16 protein-coding genes are annotated in these 15,041 nt (G+C 45.1%); 8 read left to right on the top strand and 8 right to left on the bottom strand.

The genetic code is table 11. The annotated features are described in order from the left end of the window. A partial coding sequence (locus tag BLT32_RS12585) for a transposase (RefSeq protein WP_143020979.1) occupies window positions 1-273 on the top strand: 273 nt, incomplete at its 5' end. Here BLT32_RS12585 and BLT32_RS12895 read toward each other — a convergent pair. The 5 genes from BLT32_RS12895 to BLT32_RS13080 all read right to left on the bottom strand — a co-directional run bounded on the left by BLT32_RS12895 (window position 222) and on the right by BLT32_RS13080 (window position 5,624). After that, complete coding sequence (locus BLT32_RS12895) at window positions 222-707, bottom strand: hypothetical protein (protein WP_143020978.1); 486 nt, start codon at window positions 705-707, stop codon at window positions 222-224. The two genes, BLT32_RS12585 and BLT32_RS12895, sit on opposite strands and share 52 nt — an antisense overlap. A gap of 90 nt (window positions 708-797) precedes the next feature. Continuing rightward, the gene (locus tag BLT32_RS12580) at window positions 798-2,543 is read right to left on the bottom strand and encodes a DUF4209 domain-containing protein (RefSeq protein ID WP_082343283.1); all 1,746 of its coding nucleotides are present in this window, start codon (window positions 2,541-2,543) and stop codon (window positions 798-800) included. Between the two features lie 98 nt (window positions 2,544-2,641). Continuing rightward, entirely contained in the window at window positions 2,642-2,878 is a 237-nt protein-coding gene (locus tag BLT32_RS12575; protein ID WP_053954602.1) for a DUF5808 domain-containing protein, read from the bottom strand. 164 nt (window positions 2,879-3,042) lie between these two features. Further along, complete coding sequence (locus BLT32_RS12570; protein WP_053954603.1) at window positions 3,043-4,287, bottom strand: SNIPE associated domain-containing protein; 1,245 nt, start codon at window positions 4,285-4,287, stop codon at window positions 3,043-3,045. Beyond that, window positions 4,284-5,624, bottom strand: coding sequence for an SNIPE associated domain-containing protein (locus BLT32_RS13080; RefSeq protein WP_053954604.1), 1,341 nt, complete (start codon window positions 5,622-5,624; stop codon window positions 4,284-4,286). Before BLT32_RS13080 ends, BLT32_RS12570 begins: the two co-directional genes overlap by 4 nt. Window positions 5,625-6,120: 496 nt before the next feature. Here BLT32_RS13080 and BLT32_RS12560 point away from each other — a divergent pair, with 496 nt between their 5' ends. Then, a complete protein-coding gene (locus BLT32_RS12560; protein ID WP_053954605.1) occupies window positions 6,121-6,573 on the top strand; it encodes an Xre family toxin-antitoxin system antitoxin in 453 nt (150 codons plus the stop codon). Between the two features lie 73 nt (window positions 6,574-6,646). On the opposite strand, the gene BLT32_RS12950 is transcribed toward BLT32_RS12560, so the two are convergent. Continuing rightward, window positions 6,647-6,793: a hypothetical protein gene (locus tag BLT32_RS12950; protein ID WP_006954220.1), complete on the bottom strand. Its 147-nt coding sequence runs from the start codon at window positions 6,791-6,793 to the stop codon at window positions 6,647-6,649. Between the two features lie 115 nt (window positions 6,794-6,908). After that, window positions 6,909-7,925 carry a hypothetical protein gene (locus BLT32_RS12555; protein ID WP_053954606.1) on the bottom strand — a complete coding sequence of 339 codons (1,017 nt, stop codon included), beginning with the start codon at window positions 7,923-7,925 and terminating at the stop codon, window positions 6,909-6,911. 538 nt (window positions 7,926-8,463) lie between these two features. Between BLT32_RS12555 and BLT32_RS12550 the strand changes: the two genes are divergently transcribed. The 6 genes from BLT32_RS12550 to BLT32_RS13170 are packed head-to-tail and all read left to right on the top strand — an operon-like array spanning window position 8,464 to window position 14,801. Beyond that, window positions 8,464-9,345 carry a WYL domain-containing protein gene (locus BLT32_RS12550; RefSeq protein ID WP_053954611.1) on the top strand — a complete coding sequence of 294 codons (882 nt, stop codon included), beginning with the start codon at window positions 8,464-8,466 and terminating at the stop codon, window positions 9,343-9,345. A gap of 27 nt (window positions 9,346-9,372) precedes the next feature. Then, window positions 9,373-11,088 carry a class I SAM-dependent DNA methyltransferase gene (locus BLT32_RS12545; protein ID WP_053954607.1) on the top strand — a complete coding sequence of 572 codons (1,716 nt, stop codon included), beginning with the start codon at window positions 9,373-9,375 and terminating at the stop codon, window positions 11,086-11,088. Beyond that, window positions 11,078-12,499 carry a restriction endonuclease subunit S gene (locus tag BLT32_RS12540; RefSeq protein ID WP_053954608.1) on the top strand — a complete coding sequence of 474 codons (1,422 nt, stop codon included), beginning with the start codon at window positions 11,078-11,080 and terminating at the stop codon, window positions 12,497-12,499. The genes BLT32_RS12545 and BLT32_RS12540 overlap by 11 nt, the downstream gene beginning before the upstream one ends. 1 nt (window position 12,500) lies before the next feature. Then, the gene (locus BLT32_RS12535) at window positions 12,501-13,820 is read left to right on the top strand and encodes an SMODS domain-containing nucleotidyltransferase (protein ID WP_053954609.1); all 1,320 of its coding nucleotides are present in this window, start codon (window positions 12,501-12,503) and stop codon (window positions 13,818-13,820) included. Further along, window positions 13,813-14,394, top strand: coding sequence for an SLATT domain-containing protein (locus BLT32_RS12530; RefSeq protein ID WP_082343285.1), 582 nt, complete (start codon window positions 13,813-13,815; stop codon window positions 14,392-14,394). Before BLT32_RS12535 ends, BLT32_RS12530 begins: the two co-directional genes overlap by 8 nt. After that, window positions 14,388-14,801 carry a DUF6933 domain-containing protein gene (locus BLT32_RS13170; protein WP_200906818.1) on the top strand — a complete coding sequence of 138 codons (414 nt, stop codon included), beginning with the start codon at window positions 14,388-14,390 and terminating at the stop codon, window positions 14,799-14,801. The genes BLT32_RS12530 and BLT32_RS13170 overlap by 7 nt, the downstream gene beginning before the upstream one ends. Here the strand turns inward: BLT32_RS13170 and BLT32_RS12940 are convergent. Then, window positions 14,760-15,041: transposase (locus BLT32_RS12940; protein ID WP_342341495.1), on the bottom strand; the 282-nt coding region annotated here is incomplete at its 5' end. The two genes, BLT32_RS13170 and BLT32_RS12940, sit on opposite strands and share 42 nt — an antisense overlap.

Here is a 15,041-nt window from a genome sequence, read left to right as displayed (position 1 = left end):
TGGGCGACACTCTCAGCGTATTTTAAATACCCCGACTATGTTCGGACCGTTATCTACACAACCAATGCCGTTGAGGCGGTACACCGCCAGTTCAGAAAACTGACCAAAACCAAAGGCGGTTTTAGCAATGAAGGTAGCTTGCTTAAGCTGCTGTACGCGGGTATGTTAAAAGCAACTGAGCGCTGGTCGCACCCGGTGCAGAACTGGAATCTGACACTGTCTCAGCTAACCATCCACTTTGAAGGTCGACTGGATGGCCACATAGATTTATGAAAACTTGGCTGACACAGAATATTGAACACTCTCGTGAGCGACCATGGTCGACCTTTATTTTGGTAGCTAGTTTTTCTAGCACCAAATACTCTTACAGCCCTCGGAAAATCGGCAATAGCTTCAGATCTTAATCTCAATAAATAGTCATGAGCTCCTTTGATAGCTCTTAATCTTATGCTCTCTTTTTTAGAACAGAGCTCAACATAAAACAATTCATCAGGTGTAAGACCTTGCACTTCCTCACGTGTGAAAATAGTTCTTAGATGAAATTCATCTCCAAACTTTTCACCCATTATTCGCCCATTAAGCTCTTCATTTGTAAATGCTGCTTTTGGAAATTCTCCGTTAACGAGAGGGAAAATAATACCTAAGGAAGCTTTTCTAGCTCCAGGAATCGACTTTAACAACTCATCTATTCTTGTTTTGTTAATCAAGTTTTACCCCGAAATAATTAGTAAATCTAACTCCATGCTCTGCGGCAAATTTGGAGCGTAGCGCAAAATTTGTCCGACAGCAGCACTTTGTTAGGCATTGCTCTCTCTCACTTGTGACAGACATAGCATTACATGCATAACTCTGTCTGCAATTGAATAATTAAATGCACCCGCTGGGCTAATTCCATGGCATTCGTCATTTCTCACATTCCACCCTCTTTGGTCAGTGAGCAGCATTCTGAAATAGAAAGACGTGTCTGCACCAAAACAATTTTCAACACTTTCATCTCTGAGCAGGTCATCAAACGTTCTCAACTGCAAACCACCCTGCCGATTCCTTCTCAACGTTGCACCACCCATTAACTCAACTAGTGTTCTGATCGCAGCTTCTGCCTGGGGAACCAGAATATGGATTGCGGACATATAATCTTCTTCCAAATAAGATTTTACGCCTTTTTGCACGATATCCTTTTTTGAATCTTCAAATATCTGTGACTTCAGAATAAAGCTCGTTACGTCATCTGCACTCATCCCATAAACCTCTAAGGCTTTGTTAAATGAGTGCCTGAGAAAGAATGAGTCAAACCCCATATTCTGGGAAAGCTGATGAATAACATTTCCTTCTAAATCGTTTTCAATGCTACCAATAGTTGCTACAGGCCTACCTTTATGGTCTTGCAGAGTTTTGGTAAATAAATAGGTTAGCGGGTGATTCTTGGCCAGTTCCAGTACTTGTTGCTGCACCTGAGCCTTTTTAGGGAGAAACTGTATTGCAATCCTATTGAGGGTCTTTTCAAGGCCACCGCTAGTCATAGAATCCAGATAGGCATCGAGCTTTTCTCTAGGTATTTCCATGCTGTGAGAAAACCCTTGCATGCTTTCTGCAACTCCCGGACCAACCTCCGAAATTTTCTTTGAAACTCTTTCCGCGCCCTCTTTCATGTTAAAGCTGATATAGACATCATGTACGTGCTGAAGCCAAGATGAAGCCTGCATTGCTGCCAAACCTTCACACGCATCCTCAAAACAACGTCCAACAACATCAACTACTCTGGTTACCTCAGCGTCCATTCCTTTGCTGCGATAATAGGTGGCCAGCGGAATACCTGCTGACTCACAAACCCAAGGGGAGCAATCTTTAGAAACTCTTTCCAATCGAGACTCAAGATCCTCTATTAGTTTTTTCTCTTGAGCTTCAGACAAACTCCTACATTTACCTAATACGAAAAGATCGAAGCAAAACCCCCAGAGGCCCGCCTTGTTATCTTCTGCAATTCTGTCTTCAAGGTTAATGGCACTCTCAATGCAATTTTTTATCAAATCAGAGTTATTTAAAGCGGAAGCCACTCTATACGCTCTTGTGACTTTCGTAATAGTTTCAGTTGGATGCTCGCATAGATCGTTATCGGTGACGTCAAGAAGGGCATTTACATAATCGATAGCAATTTTGTAGTCAGGCTTTTTGCCAATGGCAGCTTCTGAAAGATCCCACACAAGCCCGGAATAGCGAGCTTTCATTATCGGATTTTTGGTATTTTGTGATCGGGTTATCCAATGCTCAACGACGTTGTCGTTAACCAAGGAAAGACTCGGGCTTTCGTAGGCCTTACCATCATCGCCAACCCATACCATCATCGGGCCATAATATGTGCCCCAGCCATTCTGTTTATCCAAGTAATCCTCACAAAACCCAAACGCAAGTCTTTCGGCAATAGCTTCTGGGCTTTGATCTTCTTCTGTAGCCTTATTGATCTTGGAGGAAATCGCATGCTCGCTAGTTTTCTCTTTTGACTGCTCCATCTGATCCATAAGTCGGGCTAGCTCATCATTCATCATGGCTCCTTACTTTGATTGCCTAACGTCTAAGCTAAGCGGCGCGGCGTTAGCCGCGTCCGGTGGAGGCCCGAAGGGCCGGAGCGTACTTGAGCGATTTGTTAGGTTGCAGATAGCCAACCTGCCAAAAATGCAATGGCAAGTGCTGCAGCACCTATGAGCAACGCCCACATAACGCCCTTTGGTTGGCCGAGGTTTACCGTCCAACCCAGGATTGGAAACGGCTTAGGTACCCAGCTCCTCGAGTCCTTTTTACTGAAGTAGATTCCCAGCCATCGTGGCGGAGACCAATTTGTCGAATCATTCCACTCAGTGTTGTTGATGTCGTCTTGGTCCATAGCTTCTCCTCAAGGCTATTTTTTCGTGCAACCTAACATTTATATATTGTGCGTGCTCACTTTGTAACTCGTTGAATTAGTCCAAAAAGTCCGATGGTCCGTTCCTCGCTTATAGCAGACCTTACATTATCGCCTAAACATCAATTCGCCGGACTCAACAGAACTTAACCAACCACTACTGGTATCGTTTCAATCTCATGGGACTCAATTTGCTTTAACGCTTCGTTAGCATCGATATAGAAGAATTCTTTGCGTTTATTAATGAGATTAACCCGCTTGTCGTCAAACACTTTATGAACGTCAGACTCTAATCTTGGTGCGTCCTCACAATAGAAGAAACCATGCACATCGAAAGTGTCTGGTACTGAAGCATCCCCCAATTCGCGGACTCGCTCATTCGGGTCGGCACGACGGGTCATTCCGATCTTCACAACCCCCTCACCGAATGAATTAACATTCGATATGACATAAACAAAACCTGCTCTGGTCTGCTGTGCCATCGATACCGCTCTTTGCTCGCGACTTTTAAGCTCCTCAAGCTCTTTCTGATGCATTTCCAGCTCTTGCCGTTGTGCCTCGGTCATACCGTCTAACTTAGCCAGCTCTTTTGCGACAAGCTTTTCCATGCGCTCTCTGTCTTTTTTGGCCTTCTCAGCTGCCGCCTTTATCTTTTGCTCTTCTCGCTCAGCTTCACGCTCTAAACGGCGTTCTTCGCGCTCTTCTTCCTTCTTCAATGTCTTTAGCTCGGATATTTCGAAACTCAAATTGAGCTCTTTAAGACGAAGCTCTAGATATTCTTTGTCTATGAATGTCTTAACCAATTGCCCGCGGTCATTAATCTCTTTGAAAGCTCGTCTCACTCGCTCATTAAGTCGTCCGATATTATTCCAATTAGCCAACGCAATGGCTGATTTCACCTCATTATCAAAACACCTTAGGCGCAGCCGTATCTCACGATTAAAAAGCGTCTTAACACCCGCCTTGCGACCATTTATGGTTATGTCATTCCCCATATAGCAGACGCACGCACGCTTGGCCTTCACCATCGCTTTTATTGCGTCTTTCACACTTGATAGCCGGCTCTGTAAGTCATCAATATCGTCCGTGCTATGTGTTACTTGCATTAGCGAGTCGTCAACTGTACCTGCGCCAATGTCATATTGCGCTATTACCCGGCGGTTCGACTCTAACTCTTGCTTTCGACGGGCATACTGTGTTTGTAAATCTCGGTATTCGCGCTCAACCTCATCAAGCTCAGCCTGACCTTTATCAACCTCAGAAAATACCGCAGACAGCCGCATATAATCTTCCACAACCGATGCCGCCCGACGATGAGCTTTAATCGCAAAATAGGCACTTAAACCAAGTGCCAGTATGGTGCCCCCCCAAATAATTAGCGCTGCCATCATATTGCCTCCGGTAGAGCTGAGTCTTCACGTTCTTTACGTGCACGCTTTGCCTGTTTCATAGCGTTTCGCATCAACTCCGACTCATGGTATTCCTTAGCCTCTGCTGTCAGGTACCAGTCCGTATCAATTCCCTTTTCCTCTATAACTGATCGCACCTCTTCCGGTGACACGCGGAAAAACTCTTTACGGAAATTTTCGGTGTTTACCCGTCGATCATTAAAGACATCATGTAATGTCTTTTCTAATGCAGGAGCATCCTCAACAAAAGCCAGCGCATGAACGTCAAATCGGAACGGCACTGATGCATCTCCAAGCTCTCTCACCCTATCCATTGGCTCTAAACGTCGGGTCATACCAATCTTAACCACACCTTCACCAAAGCTACCTTCATTTGATATGACATAGATATAACCGGCTCGCGTGATCTGCGCTTGTGACATCGCCCGAGTTTGCTTTTCTTCTAACCGCGCTTTCTCCGCCTTGATATCTTCAATCATCCGCTCTAGTCGTGCCCGCTCAGCGCCAGCCAGTTCCTCTGCTTTTTTCTGCGCTTTAAGTAACTCACTATCTCGTGATGCAATCTCTTCAGACAATTCCTCAGAATCATCCCCCGAACTTTGCTGAGAGCGCAATAATTCTCTCTGCCGCTTACGCTCCTGCTTCAGCTCTTCACGATGCTCAAGCTCTGCATGCCAGCACCTAAGCTCATCTTCTTTGAGCAATGCATAACGCCGCGATACCTGAACGCCCGTTGTCTCACCGAGTTTGGAAAGCTGGTCAACCAACCGTTCAAGCTTGTCCACGGCTTTATCGAACGTCGCCGCTCGCATTTGTCGTCTTATCACTTCAAACTCTGCATTAAACGCATCGAGCAGTAACTGACGATAATCTTTTATCATCCGGTCCCCGTCCTTGCGGCTTCCCATCCAGTCCCATTGAGTAAAAGAATTAGTAGCCAAGCCCGCGCTAATACACTCAAACTGCTCTTCTCGACACTTGCGAATATTCTTTTTTAACTCTTCACTATCATCGAATCGAAAAATAGGAGGCACCAAACCCACTTCAATCCGATTTAGCTGCGCTGTTGTGGGCTCAATCGCTTTCTCAAGTTTATCCAAGTAATCACGACCCACACGCTGCTTCTCCTCAAAGTCTGCTTTTTCCTGACGCTGTTTAGAAAGAAGCTCATCAACTGATTGTTCCGATAACATCGACTCTCGCTGCGAGATATATTCCAGGCGTGCTCGGTATTTTTTATTTTGGGAGATACCATAAAAAACTATGATGATCGTGGCGGCAACAAGGCCTAACGGTGAGTACGCTACTATGCTATCCATCGCACTTTGTCCCTTTAGCGGTTAATCAGGAAAGACTCTTTATAACATGGTTAAAAATTAAGCCAAGTTGAAAGTTACACACTGTATCGGAGATTTCAACGTGGCTAGCAGACGTTGCGTATTTTTAGTCCGTTACCGCCTTTTTCTTCCGCTTACCATTTTGCTCTGTTAATATGCTCACATCGCTAGCCTCTCACACTTGGCAATCGGAGCCGCAATGTCATGCTAAGCGATACTTCCTAGCCACCGTCACCGGTGGCTTTTTTGTTTCTCTGCCACACGCATCCGAGTTCTCGACCGCATAGTGGCTGTAAATCCAACAGAAAATGCTATTCTAAGTACTTGGTAACCTGGTTGGAGTATTTGATGGGCGACGAGTCATTATTAATTTGGGTAGCGGTGATGCCGGTCGTGATGCTGGGTATTCACTTGCTTGTCACCTATATTCAAAGCAAGAAGAAAGGCTCTGAGTGAGCTTTCACTGTGAGGCACTCAAATGCACCACGAACACTACATCCCCAAGACTGCGCAACAGCCTTTAAAGCTGACTTTAAAGCAAAAGCTAGGACTACCTGAAGACTACCCGGCAATGGGCGATGCTATCGTGCAAGGTTTCACTTTTGGCGTTGTCGCTTCTCTTGCGCACGAAACGGAGCTGTCAGAAACTGAGATATTGAATGCGCTTAACCTTCCTGACCGGAATAAGGTACAAAAAAGAAAGCGCAGACGCTTTACCAGGGTAGAAAGCAACCGTATTTATGCGTTAATCGAAGCCATAGAGGCCTCTGAGTCCCTTTTTGAGGGCAAGGTATGCGCTGCTATTAACTGGCTTAAAAAGCCTTGTAAAAGGCTCGGTGGGCGCTCACCTATCGAAAACCTGAACTCATTCTTCGAGTTTCAGCAAGTAATCTCTGTTATCCATCGCTTGGAGTACGGTGTTTTCAATTAGCGGCAAAGGTTAACGTTGCGGACTAACATCATGCCAGCCCGCAATAATGTTTAAGCGGAACAATTAAGACTGACTATTCCTCTTCCTCGGCTTCCCAGCCTCCACCGTACTCGTCGTGATTTGGGTTCAACTGGTTAGCATGGTTGTCCAAACTATCCCAGTAGGCGTCATTGTTTGGGTTCATTGAATCTGAACGGTCATCATTTGATGTTCTGGCCATTTTTTTGTCCTCTAAGTCTTAAGTTAGTTAATTTGCTGAAACAGCAAAGAGGATGTTTTCATGGCAACTCGTCGATGAGGAGGACATCTGAATGGAATTTTAAAATTTCGCTGAATCAGTCAGTGAATTGCTCATAAATTCTGGGGTAAACGGCAAACACTTTTTCAATATCCGTGGGCGTGCCATTGTCATTGAGCATCGCCACTTGCTTTTTCGTCATCACTTCACAGAATATAGCAACCAACTCAACCGGCTGCATGGGGGCTTGTCTTAATTCGGTATCGAGGACGCGGAAATTACTCTCATAGTTTTTTCTGTTTAACCGGGTCTTACCCGCGCGAATTCTTTTTACTGATTTTTCGACAGCAGCTTTCGGGTCATCACCTTCTTTCGAATAAAAAGTGCATTTCGCTTCCGTTATTTTTTCATAAAACGAACCCCAACTTTCTTCAGTGCCAACGCATTTTTGTTTTATCGCTGCTACATATCGCTCATTACTCAATATCAATTTATTGTTTTCGGCAACAGGCAAAAACATTTTCATCATGGCTGGCTCTGGAAAGCGCTCATCAAAACCTGCCGTGGTTACACGAAGAAACTTTTCGAAAAAGGCAAGCCACAAAAGTATTTTTCTGGTTTCGAATTCAGCGCTGCTTTCCCAATCGCCACCAATCCATTTTTCGATATGAGACAAAACGCTAAGCGAATCTTTTTGTTGCAGATAAACCGCAACCGCCACTTTCTCATCGGCTAAAAATTCATTGAGTTTTTCAAATTGCAGATCAGGCTGCCTCGATAAAAATACATTCAGAACAATTTCTAAAAGCCACCAGGCACCCAGAGTTTCCTTTTTATCAGGCGTTTCAGAATCAATCCACGTACTTTCAAGTTCCGGCGCATACTTCAAACTCAACGTTTTAAATTTTTCAGGCGTTACCGATTCTCGATTCGAGCTAAGCAATTTAAATAATTGCAGATCAGAAGTAATTGCCGCAGCATTACTTTCGTTTTGCGTTCGCAGAAACTGCATCACCAAATCGCTGAAACTTTCAAACCAACCTGATTCAAACAGAAGTTCACCTGCCATACCCGCCAGTAAGACACCTCTATTGGCAACTGAGTTAATATCCATTTCAACCCTCCTTCGTCACAATCACCCTTGCCTAAGCGCGGCAAAGCAATGCTCACGTTAACGGTATTCTGTACTAAATACCATCTGGTGTACGGCACATTGTGATGGTTCGCAAAACACCTCCGACTTATATGGCCAGCGCAACTTGGCGTACACCAGACTATTAGTACTGCACTTGTTCTCGGTTGTTTGCGTGTTTGCGACTCCCAAAGCGGCACGAGCCTGTCATTGCAAGTCGGTATCAATGACTATGTTTAGTAATAAATACTATCTGTTGTACGGAACCTAGTATGTGGTGACAAAGTGCCTGGTTACCGCAAATTGCCAAAGCGACCTTCTGTACAACAAAGTGGTAACTGATCCTGGTTTTGGACACGTTGATGTCAGAGGATGTTTTCGAAATACAGCTTCTGTCACCACTCTGTTGTACAAATCCCCGCCCTGATACATTTTTAGGCTCTACCACCTAACTGCTTTACATGCACACCAAAATGAACCACACTAAGACGAAAATAACGATAACAAGTGGCCATGGATGATGCTGGAAAAACTCGCTTTTTCGCAAAAACAGCGCTTAGCGTACATCGATTTTTGTTTGCTTTTTAAAGGTTCGATTTACCGCCAGGACTTAATTAAACGATTCGAAGTTGGGTTATCGGCGGGCTCCCGTGACTTTAATCTCTACAAAGAATTAGCACCGCAAAATCTTGAATACGACGTTAAGCAAAAACGTTACTTCCAGACCAGTGAATTTAAACCGCTTTTCGACCATGACGCCAAACGCAGTTTAATTAAATTGGCGAATGATATTTCCGATGGTTTCGACGCCATTGGCGATTTACATTTTCCGGTTGAAGCACCTTCCAGCTTGAACGTTCCGGACATTTTTATTGTGGCTAGAACTGTGCAAGCCATTCTTAATGATCGGGCACTCGAAATTAATTACACATCGCTTAGCAGCGGCTCCGGAAAACGAGAAATTGTACCGCACTCAATTGTTGATAACGGCATGCGCTGGCACGTTCGTGCGTTTGATCGAAAAACCGAAAGTTTTCGCGATTTTGTGTTAACCCGAATTAGTAATGTGAAGCTCATTGGTAATTACGAATTTGGAGAAGACAGCAATTCCGATACCGAATGGCAACGCGCGATTTCTTTGCAATTGGTTCCTCACCCCAACAACGTTAAATTCCCGAAAGCCATTGAAATGGACTATGCCATGAAGAACGGTTTACTTACCATTGATGTTCGTGCTGCCATGGCCGGTTATTTATTACGTCGTTGGAATGTCGATTGCACCGAAGAGGCCACATTAAATGGCCCCGAATATCAATTGTGGTTACGTAACCGCACAAGTTTAATGAACACCAGTAATTTAGCGATAGCGCCGGGCTACGAAAACAATTCGCCCGCCCGCTAAAATTCATTTAAAAGGACGCCGTAAAACATGGACAACACCGAGCAAAAATTCTTAAAACAACTCGATGACAAACTCTGGAAAGCTGCCGATAAACTGCGTGCTAATTTAGATGCCGCCAACTATAAACACGTCGTGCTGGGGCTTATTTTCTTAAAGTACGTATCAGACGCCTTTGAAGAGCGTCAGGAGCAATTACTTGAGCTTTTCAAAACCGACGACGAAGACAACCTTTACTACCTGCCGCGCGATGACTTCGACAGTGACGAAGAGTACCAGGAAGCCTTAACCGAAGAACTGGAAGTGCTCGATTATTACCGTGAAGCCAACGTGTTTTGGGTACCCAAAGCGGCCCGCTGGAGCACATTAAAAGAAAAAGCCGTACTGCCTATTGGTAGTGTTTTGTGGCAGGACGATGCCGGTAACGACGTGAAATTGCGCTCTGTGTCCTGGCTTATCGACAACGCCTTGGAAGAAATCGAGAAAAGTAACAGTAAGCTCAAAGGCATTCTTAACCGTATCAGCCAATATCAGTTAGAAAACGAGAAGCTCATTGGTCTTATTAACACCTTCTCGGACACCTCATTCACCAAACCAGAGCTTGGTGGTGAGCGCCTTAACTTACAAAGCAAGGACATTCTTGGCCACGTTTACGAATATTTCCTGGGGCAGTTCGCACTCGCTGAAGGCAAGCAAGGCGGCCAGTACTACACGCCAAAAAGCATCGTGACGCTAATTGTCGAAATGTTGCAGCCCTATTCCGGTCGTGTGTATGACCCTGCTATGGGCTCTGGCGGATTTTTTGTATCCAGCGATAAGTTCATTGAAGAGCATGCCAAAGAGCAGCACTACGACGCCTCCGAGCAGCGAAAGCATATTTCGGTCTACGGCCAGGAGTCCAACCCGACCACTTGGCGCTTAGCGGCTATGAACATGGCCATACGCGGTATCGACTTTAACTTTGGCAAGAAAAACGCCGACAGCTTTTTAAACGATCAACACGCTGATCTACGCGCAGATTTTGTCATGGCCAACCCACCGTTTAACGTGAAAGACTGGTGGAACGAGTCGCTGGCTGATGACGTTCGCTGGAAGTACGGTACGCCACCTAAAGGTAACGCCAACTTTGCCTGGGTGCAGCATATGCTGCACCATTTGGCACCAACCGGCAGCATGGGTATTTTGCTAGCGAATGGCTCAATGAGCTCGAACACCAATAACGAAGGCGAAATTCGTAAGCGGCTCATTGAAGAAGACTTAGTGGAATGCATGGTTGCCCTGCCCGGTCAGCTATTTACCAATACCCAAATACCGGCGTGTATCTGGTTTTTAACCAAAGACAAAGCCAACGGCATGGTTCGCAACGAGAAAAACCGCGACCGCCGCGGCGAGTTTTTGTTTATTGACGCACGCGAACTTGGCTACATGAAAGACCGTGTATTACGCGACTTTACTAACGACGACATTGCCAAAGTTGCCGATACATTTCACCAATGGCAGCAAGGTGAAGGCTACGAAGACATCGCCGGCTTCTGCAAATCCGTTAACTTAGACGACATTAAAAAGCACGATTTTGTGCTTACCCCAGGCCGCTACGTAGGCGCAAAAGAACAGGAAGACGACGGCGAGCCGTTCAATGAGAAAATGGCACGCCTAACGGCACAGTTAAGCGAGCAGTTTGCCGAAAGCGAGCGCTTGGAGGCTGAGATTAAGCGTAATCTTGGGGGGCTTGGGTATGGGCTCTAAGATACACTATAGGGCACTAGGAGAAATAACTGATTGGTTTTCTGGTGGAACTCCGTCAAAGAAAATTGAAGATTACTGGAACGGTGATATACCTTGGATTAGCGCATCATCAATGGGAGGAGTTAGGTATTCTGACTCTGATTTAAAAATCACGGAAGCTGGTTTACGCGCAGGTTCTCGACTTGCTTCGAAGGGCTCAATTCTTTTACTCGTACGAGGCAGTGCTCTGCACAAAAACATTCTGGTTGGAATTGCCGAACGTGACGTAGCTTTCAATCAAGACGTAAAAGCTATAAGGGTCAAAGAAGCTCTTATCGCTGAAAGGTATGTCGATGAAGCGTACATATACTATTGGCTAAGAGCAAATAAGCAAAAACTCCTTGAGATGGTGGAACATACCGGTATTGGTGCTGGTAAACTTGATACAAAAAGACTCCAAAACATTGAAGTCCGTCTACCATCTTGGAAAGAACAACGAAAAATAGTTTCTGCTGCAACATCTCTTGACGAAAAAGAAGCTCTGAATTCAAGAGTCAACCAAACCCTAGAACAAATCGCCCAAGCCATCTTCAAAAGCTGGTTTGTCGATTTCGAGCCCGTTAAAGCCAAAATAAGTGCACTAGCAGCCGGCGGCAGCGAAGAAGACGCCCTACTCGCCGCCATGCAAGCTATATCCGGCAAGGAAAAAGCGCAACTAACCCAGCTCCAAACCGAAAACCCGGAGCACTACAACCAACTCCGCACCACCGCCGAACTCTTCCCCTCCGCCATGCAAGACAGCGAACTGGGTGAGATTCCGGAGGGGTGGAGCTCAAGCGACATTGGAAAGGAAGTGACCGTTGTGGGTGGGGCAACACCTTCGACTAAGAACCCTGAATTTTGGGATGGTGGAGATATAGCCTGGACATCACCTAGAGACCTGTCAAACCTGACTGACAAGGTTCTGGTTGATACCGAACGTAAGATTACGGAAGCTGGATTAGCAAAAATAAGCTCAGGACTTCTCCCAATTAATACTGTTTTGATGTCATCTCGGGCACCAGTCGGCTATTTAGCTTTAACGAAATTACCTTTAGCAGTTAATCAGGGTTACATTGCCATGAAGTGTGAAAAAGTATTATCTCCTGAATTCACTCTTCAATGGTGCAGCGAGCATATGGACGAAATAAAAAATCGAGCTAGTGGCACTACGTTCGCTGAAATCAGTAAAAAGAATTTTAAGGTGATTCCCGTGATTGTGCCAAAAAAGGAAATTATTGATGCCTTTTCCAAGCAAGTTCGACCTTTATATTCAAAAATCGAAATTAATATCAGGAAGTCTCACTCACTAGGACTCATTCGAGACTCTTTGCTCCCCAAGCTGTTGTCGGGAAGTTTGCAAGCCCACAACAACGAAGTGGAAACTGATTAAAATGAGCACTTCAGAGATGTTTTCAGATTTTGTCGGCAACCTTGCAATCAGCAATACTTCAACGATAAGCCTGAGGTACGGGGAAATAACTTCAGCACTTAATAAACAGTTTCGTGACTCTGAATCAAAAACAAGCAATACCCTTCAGGTGGGTTCATTTGGAAGAAAAACCGGTATAAACGGAATTTCTGATTTGGACATGCTTTATATAATGCCCAAATCAAAATGGGAAACCTATAACACATCTGGCGGCCAGTCGAAGCTGCTAAAAGATACAAAAAATGCCATTTTAAAGCGGTATCCATCCACAAATGTTCGAGTGGACCGTCTAGTTGTGACGGTAACTTACACCAACTTCCAAGTCGAGGTTCAGCCCGTATTTGAGCAAGATGATTGCAGCTACAAATATCCAGACACAAAAAACAGCGGGTCCTGGAAAATAACGAAGCCCAGAGACGAAATGGATGCTGTGAATGAATTGAACACTCAAAAAAACTCCAACCTCAAAAGGCTTTGCAAAATGGCAAGGGCGTGGAGGAACCAGCACGGAATGGCGATGGGCGGATTATTGATAGACACGCTAGCTTATAACTTTCTAAACTCAACCAATGAATACGATACCAGAAGTTATAGTTTCTATGACTGGATGAGTCGTGATTTCTTCAAATATCTGTCTGAGCTCCCTGACCAAAATGAATACGCAGCCCCCGGTAGCCGACAACGCGTAAAGGTGAAGAAGAAGTTTCAAAAGAAAGCTCAGAAAGCTTATAAGCTAGCTAAAGACGCGATCGAATCTTCAGGTACGGAATCTGAAAATAATAAATGGAAAAAGCTCTACGGTCGTCCTTTTCCCGCAGCTGATAAGTTGTCTAAGGAAGAACTTGGAGCCAATCAGAAAAAGTCTTGGACCAATACCGAAGAGTTTATCGAGGATAAGTTTTCGGTTGATATCCGCTACCAACTACGAATCGACTGTGAGGTCATGCAACGAGGCTTTAGGAAGTTCCAACTTAGAGAAATGCTTGACCGAAAAATACCTTTGAAGGCTGATAAGAAACTTAGATTTTGGGTAAAAGAATTCCCATTAATCGGAGGGTCTAGCCAAGTCTACTGGAAAGTTCTCAACAGGGGCGATGTAGCCAAAAAACGAGACTGTATCAGGGGACAAATAGTACCTGACGGCGGGCGAAGAATGAAGGAGGAAAAAAGCGACTTTCTGGGCGAACACATTGTGGAATGTTATTTAGTTCAAAACAATGTTGTTGTCGCTAAGGATCGAATTCATGTACCCATTATAGCGGATGGAAGTGATTATGAATGAATCAAACAGAGTTCTAGAAGCTCAGCTAAGGGAATGCTACGGCCGAGTCGTTTACTCTCACAAAACTCACGAGAAATGTGCAGATATATTGGTCGACAAGCTCAAACAAATTAAGTTTTGGCAAATAGTGTTATCTGCAATATTAACTGGTGGTTTAATGACAGCACTTTTTGACTTTAGCGTACTATCAGAATATGAAAGTTACGGTACATTTGCCGCTGTTTTTATATCTACAATACTACTTGTTCTGAACTCTTACACCAAGGATTATGACCTTGGAGAAATTGCCCAAAAACATCGACAAGCTGGAGCTGATTTATGGGTAATTCGCGAAAGTTATCTCTCTCTGTTAACGGACTTGAAAATGGATGCTGACACTGTAGATGAAATCCGTTGTCGAAGAGATGAGCTAATTGAAAAGTCACACGCTGTGTATACTGGAAGTCCGATCACCAATGATCGTGCTTATATCAAGGCCCAAAAAGCATTAAAGCAACTTGAAGACATGACTTTTGCCGAGGCCGAAATTGACGCTTTTCTGCCCAAAGAGTTAAAACGAAAAAATACATGCTAAAACTCCACGCCACCCGCAAACTCTTCGAAAAACTAACGATCACCAGCGACGGTGCACTGCCGGGCACTCCAATGAGCAAGTGGCTGTATGAGAAGCCGAGTCTTGATATCAACCCTTTAAGCGGATGGCACGGTCACCTCATTACGCTGCAACGCAGAAACTGCGTCTTGATGGCACACGACAGTACGCGCTTTCCATTGGTGTTGCCGGCGCTGACTAAGCCGGACTTCGCTGAGCTGAACGACCGCTTTGTCGATACTTTTATGAATACCCTGCTTAAATGCGGCGCTAATGAGGTTCACCTTGAAACGGCCTTGTTGATCAAATCAGTACTGAGGGTAAACTCCCCGTTCTCCCTCTCGGGGTTAGCGCACCATTTCGCTCACAGGCATCCCAAGGCGTGTTAATTTATTAAGTACGGCGACCCGTACATAACCCTCTCCGACCTGCGCGTTGTAACTATGGTAACGCAACCGCTCGCCGGTCAGGCTTTTGAACCGCCACATCGCGGTTTCCGCTAATGAACGCTGGTGGTAACCGGTATCATGCTTCCATTGCGCTAACTGGCCTTGCTTCAAGGCTTTAACTGCGTCGTTTCGCGGGTGGTCTCCACGCCAGTATCTAGCGTTGCTGCGCGGCGGTATACA

This window comes from Idiomarina zobellii (assembly GCF_900100855.1).
Taxonomy (GTDB): domain Bacteria; phylum Pseudomonadota; class Gammaproteobacteria; order Enterobacterales; family Alteromonadaceae; genus Idiomarina; species Idiomarina zobellii.
The sequence above is the reverse complement of the archived record's forward strand: the minus strand, read 5'-3'. Positions and strand labels throughout refer to the sequence as shown.

Bases quoted from the DNA above. Each gene is read 5' to 3' on its own strand.
- BLT32_RS12580 (WP_082343283.1), bottom strand. From the start codon at position 2,543: ATGATGAATGATGAGCTAGCCCGACTTATGGATCAGATGGAGCAGTCA.
- BLT32_RS12575 (WP_053954602.1), bottom strand. From the start codon at position 2,878: ATGGACCAAGACGACATCAACAACACTGAGTGGAATGATTCGACAAAT.
- BLT32_RS12570 (WP_053954603.1), bottom strand. From the start codon at position 4,287: ATGATGGCAGCGCTAATTATTTGGGGGGGCACCATACTGGCACTTGGT.
- BLT32_RS13080 (WP_053954604.1), bottom strand. From the start codon at position 5,624: ATGGATAGCATAGTAGCGTACTCACCGTTAGGCCTTGTTGCCGCCACG.
- BLT32_RS12560 (WP_053954605.1), top strand. From the start codon at position 6,121: ATGCACCACGAACACTACATCCCCAAGACTGCGCAACAGCCTTTAAAG.
- BLT32_RS12950 (WP_006954220.1), bottom strand. From the start codon at position 6,793: ATGGCCAGAACATCAAATGATGACCGTTCAGATTCAATGAACCCAAAC.
- BLT32_RS12555 (WP_053954606.1), bottom strand. From the start codon at position 7,925: ATGGATATTAACTCAGTTGCCAATAGAGGTGTCTTACTGGCGGGTATG.
- BLT32_RS12550 (WP_053954611.1), top strand. From the start codon at position 8,464: ATGCTGGAAAAACTCGCTTTTTCGCAAAAACAGCGCTTAGCGTACATC.
- BLT32_RS12545 (WP_053954607.1), top strand. From the start codon at position 9,373: ATGGACAACACCGAGCAAAAATTCTTAAAACAACTCGATGACAAACTC.
- BLT32_RS12540 (WP_053954608.1), top strand. From the start codon at position 11,078: ATGGGCTCTAAGATACACTATAGGGCACTAGGAGAAATAACTGATTGG.
- BLT32_RS12535 (WP_053954609.1), top strand. From the start codon at position 12,501: ATGAGCACTTCAGAGATGTTTTCAGATTTTGTCGGCAACCTTGCAATC.
- BLT32_RS12530 (WP_082343285.1), top strand. From the start codon at position 13,813: ATGAATGAATCAAACAGAGTTCTAGAAGCTCAGCTAAGGGAATGCTAC.
- BLT32_RS13170 (WP_200906818.1), top strand. From the start codon at position 14,388: ATGCTAAAACTCCACGCCACCCGCAAACTCTTCGAAAAACTAACGATC.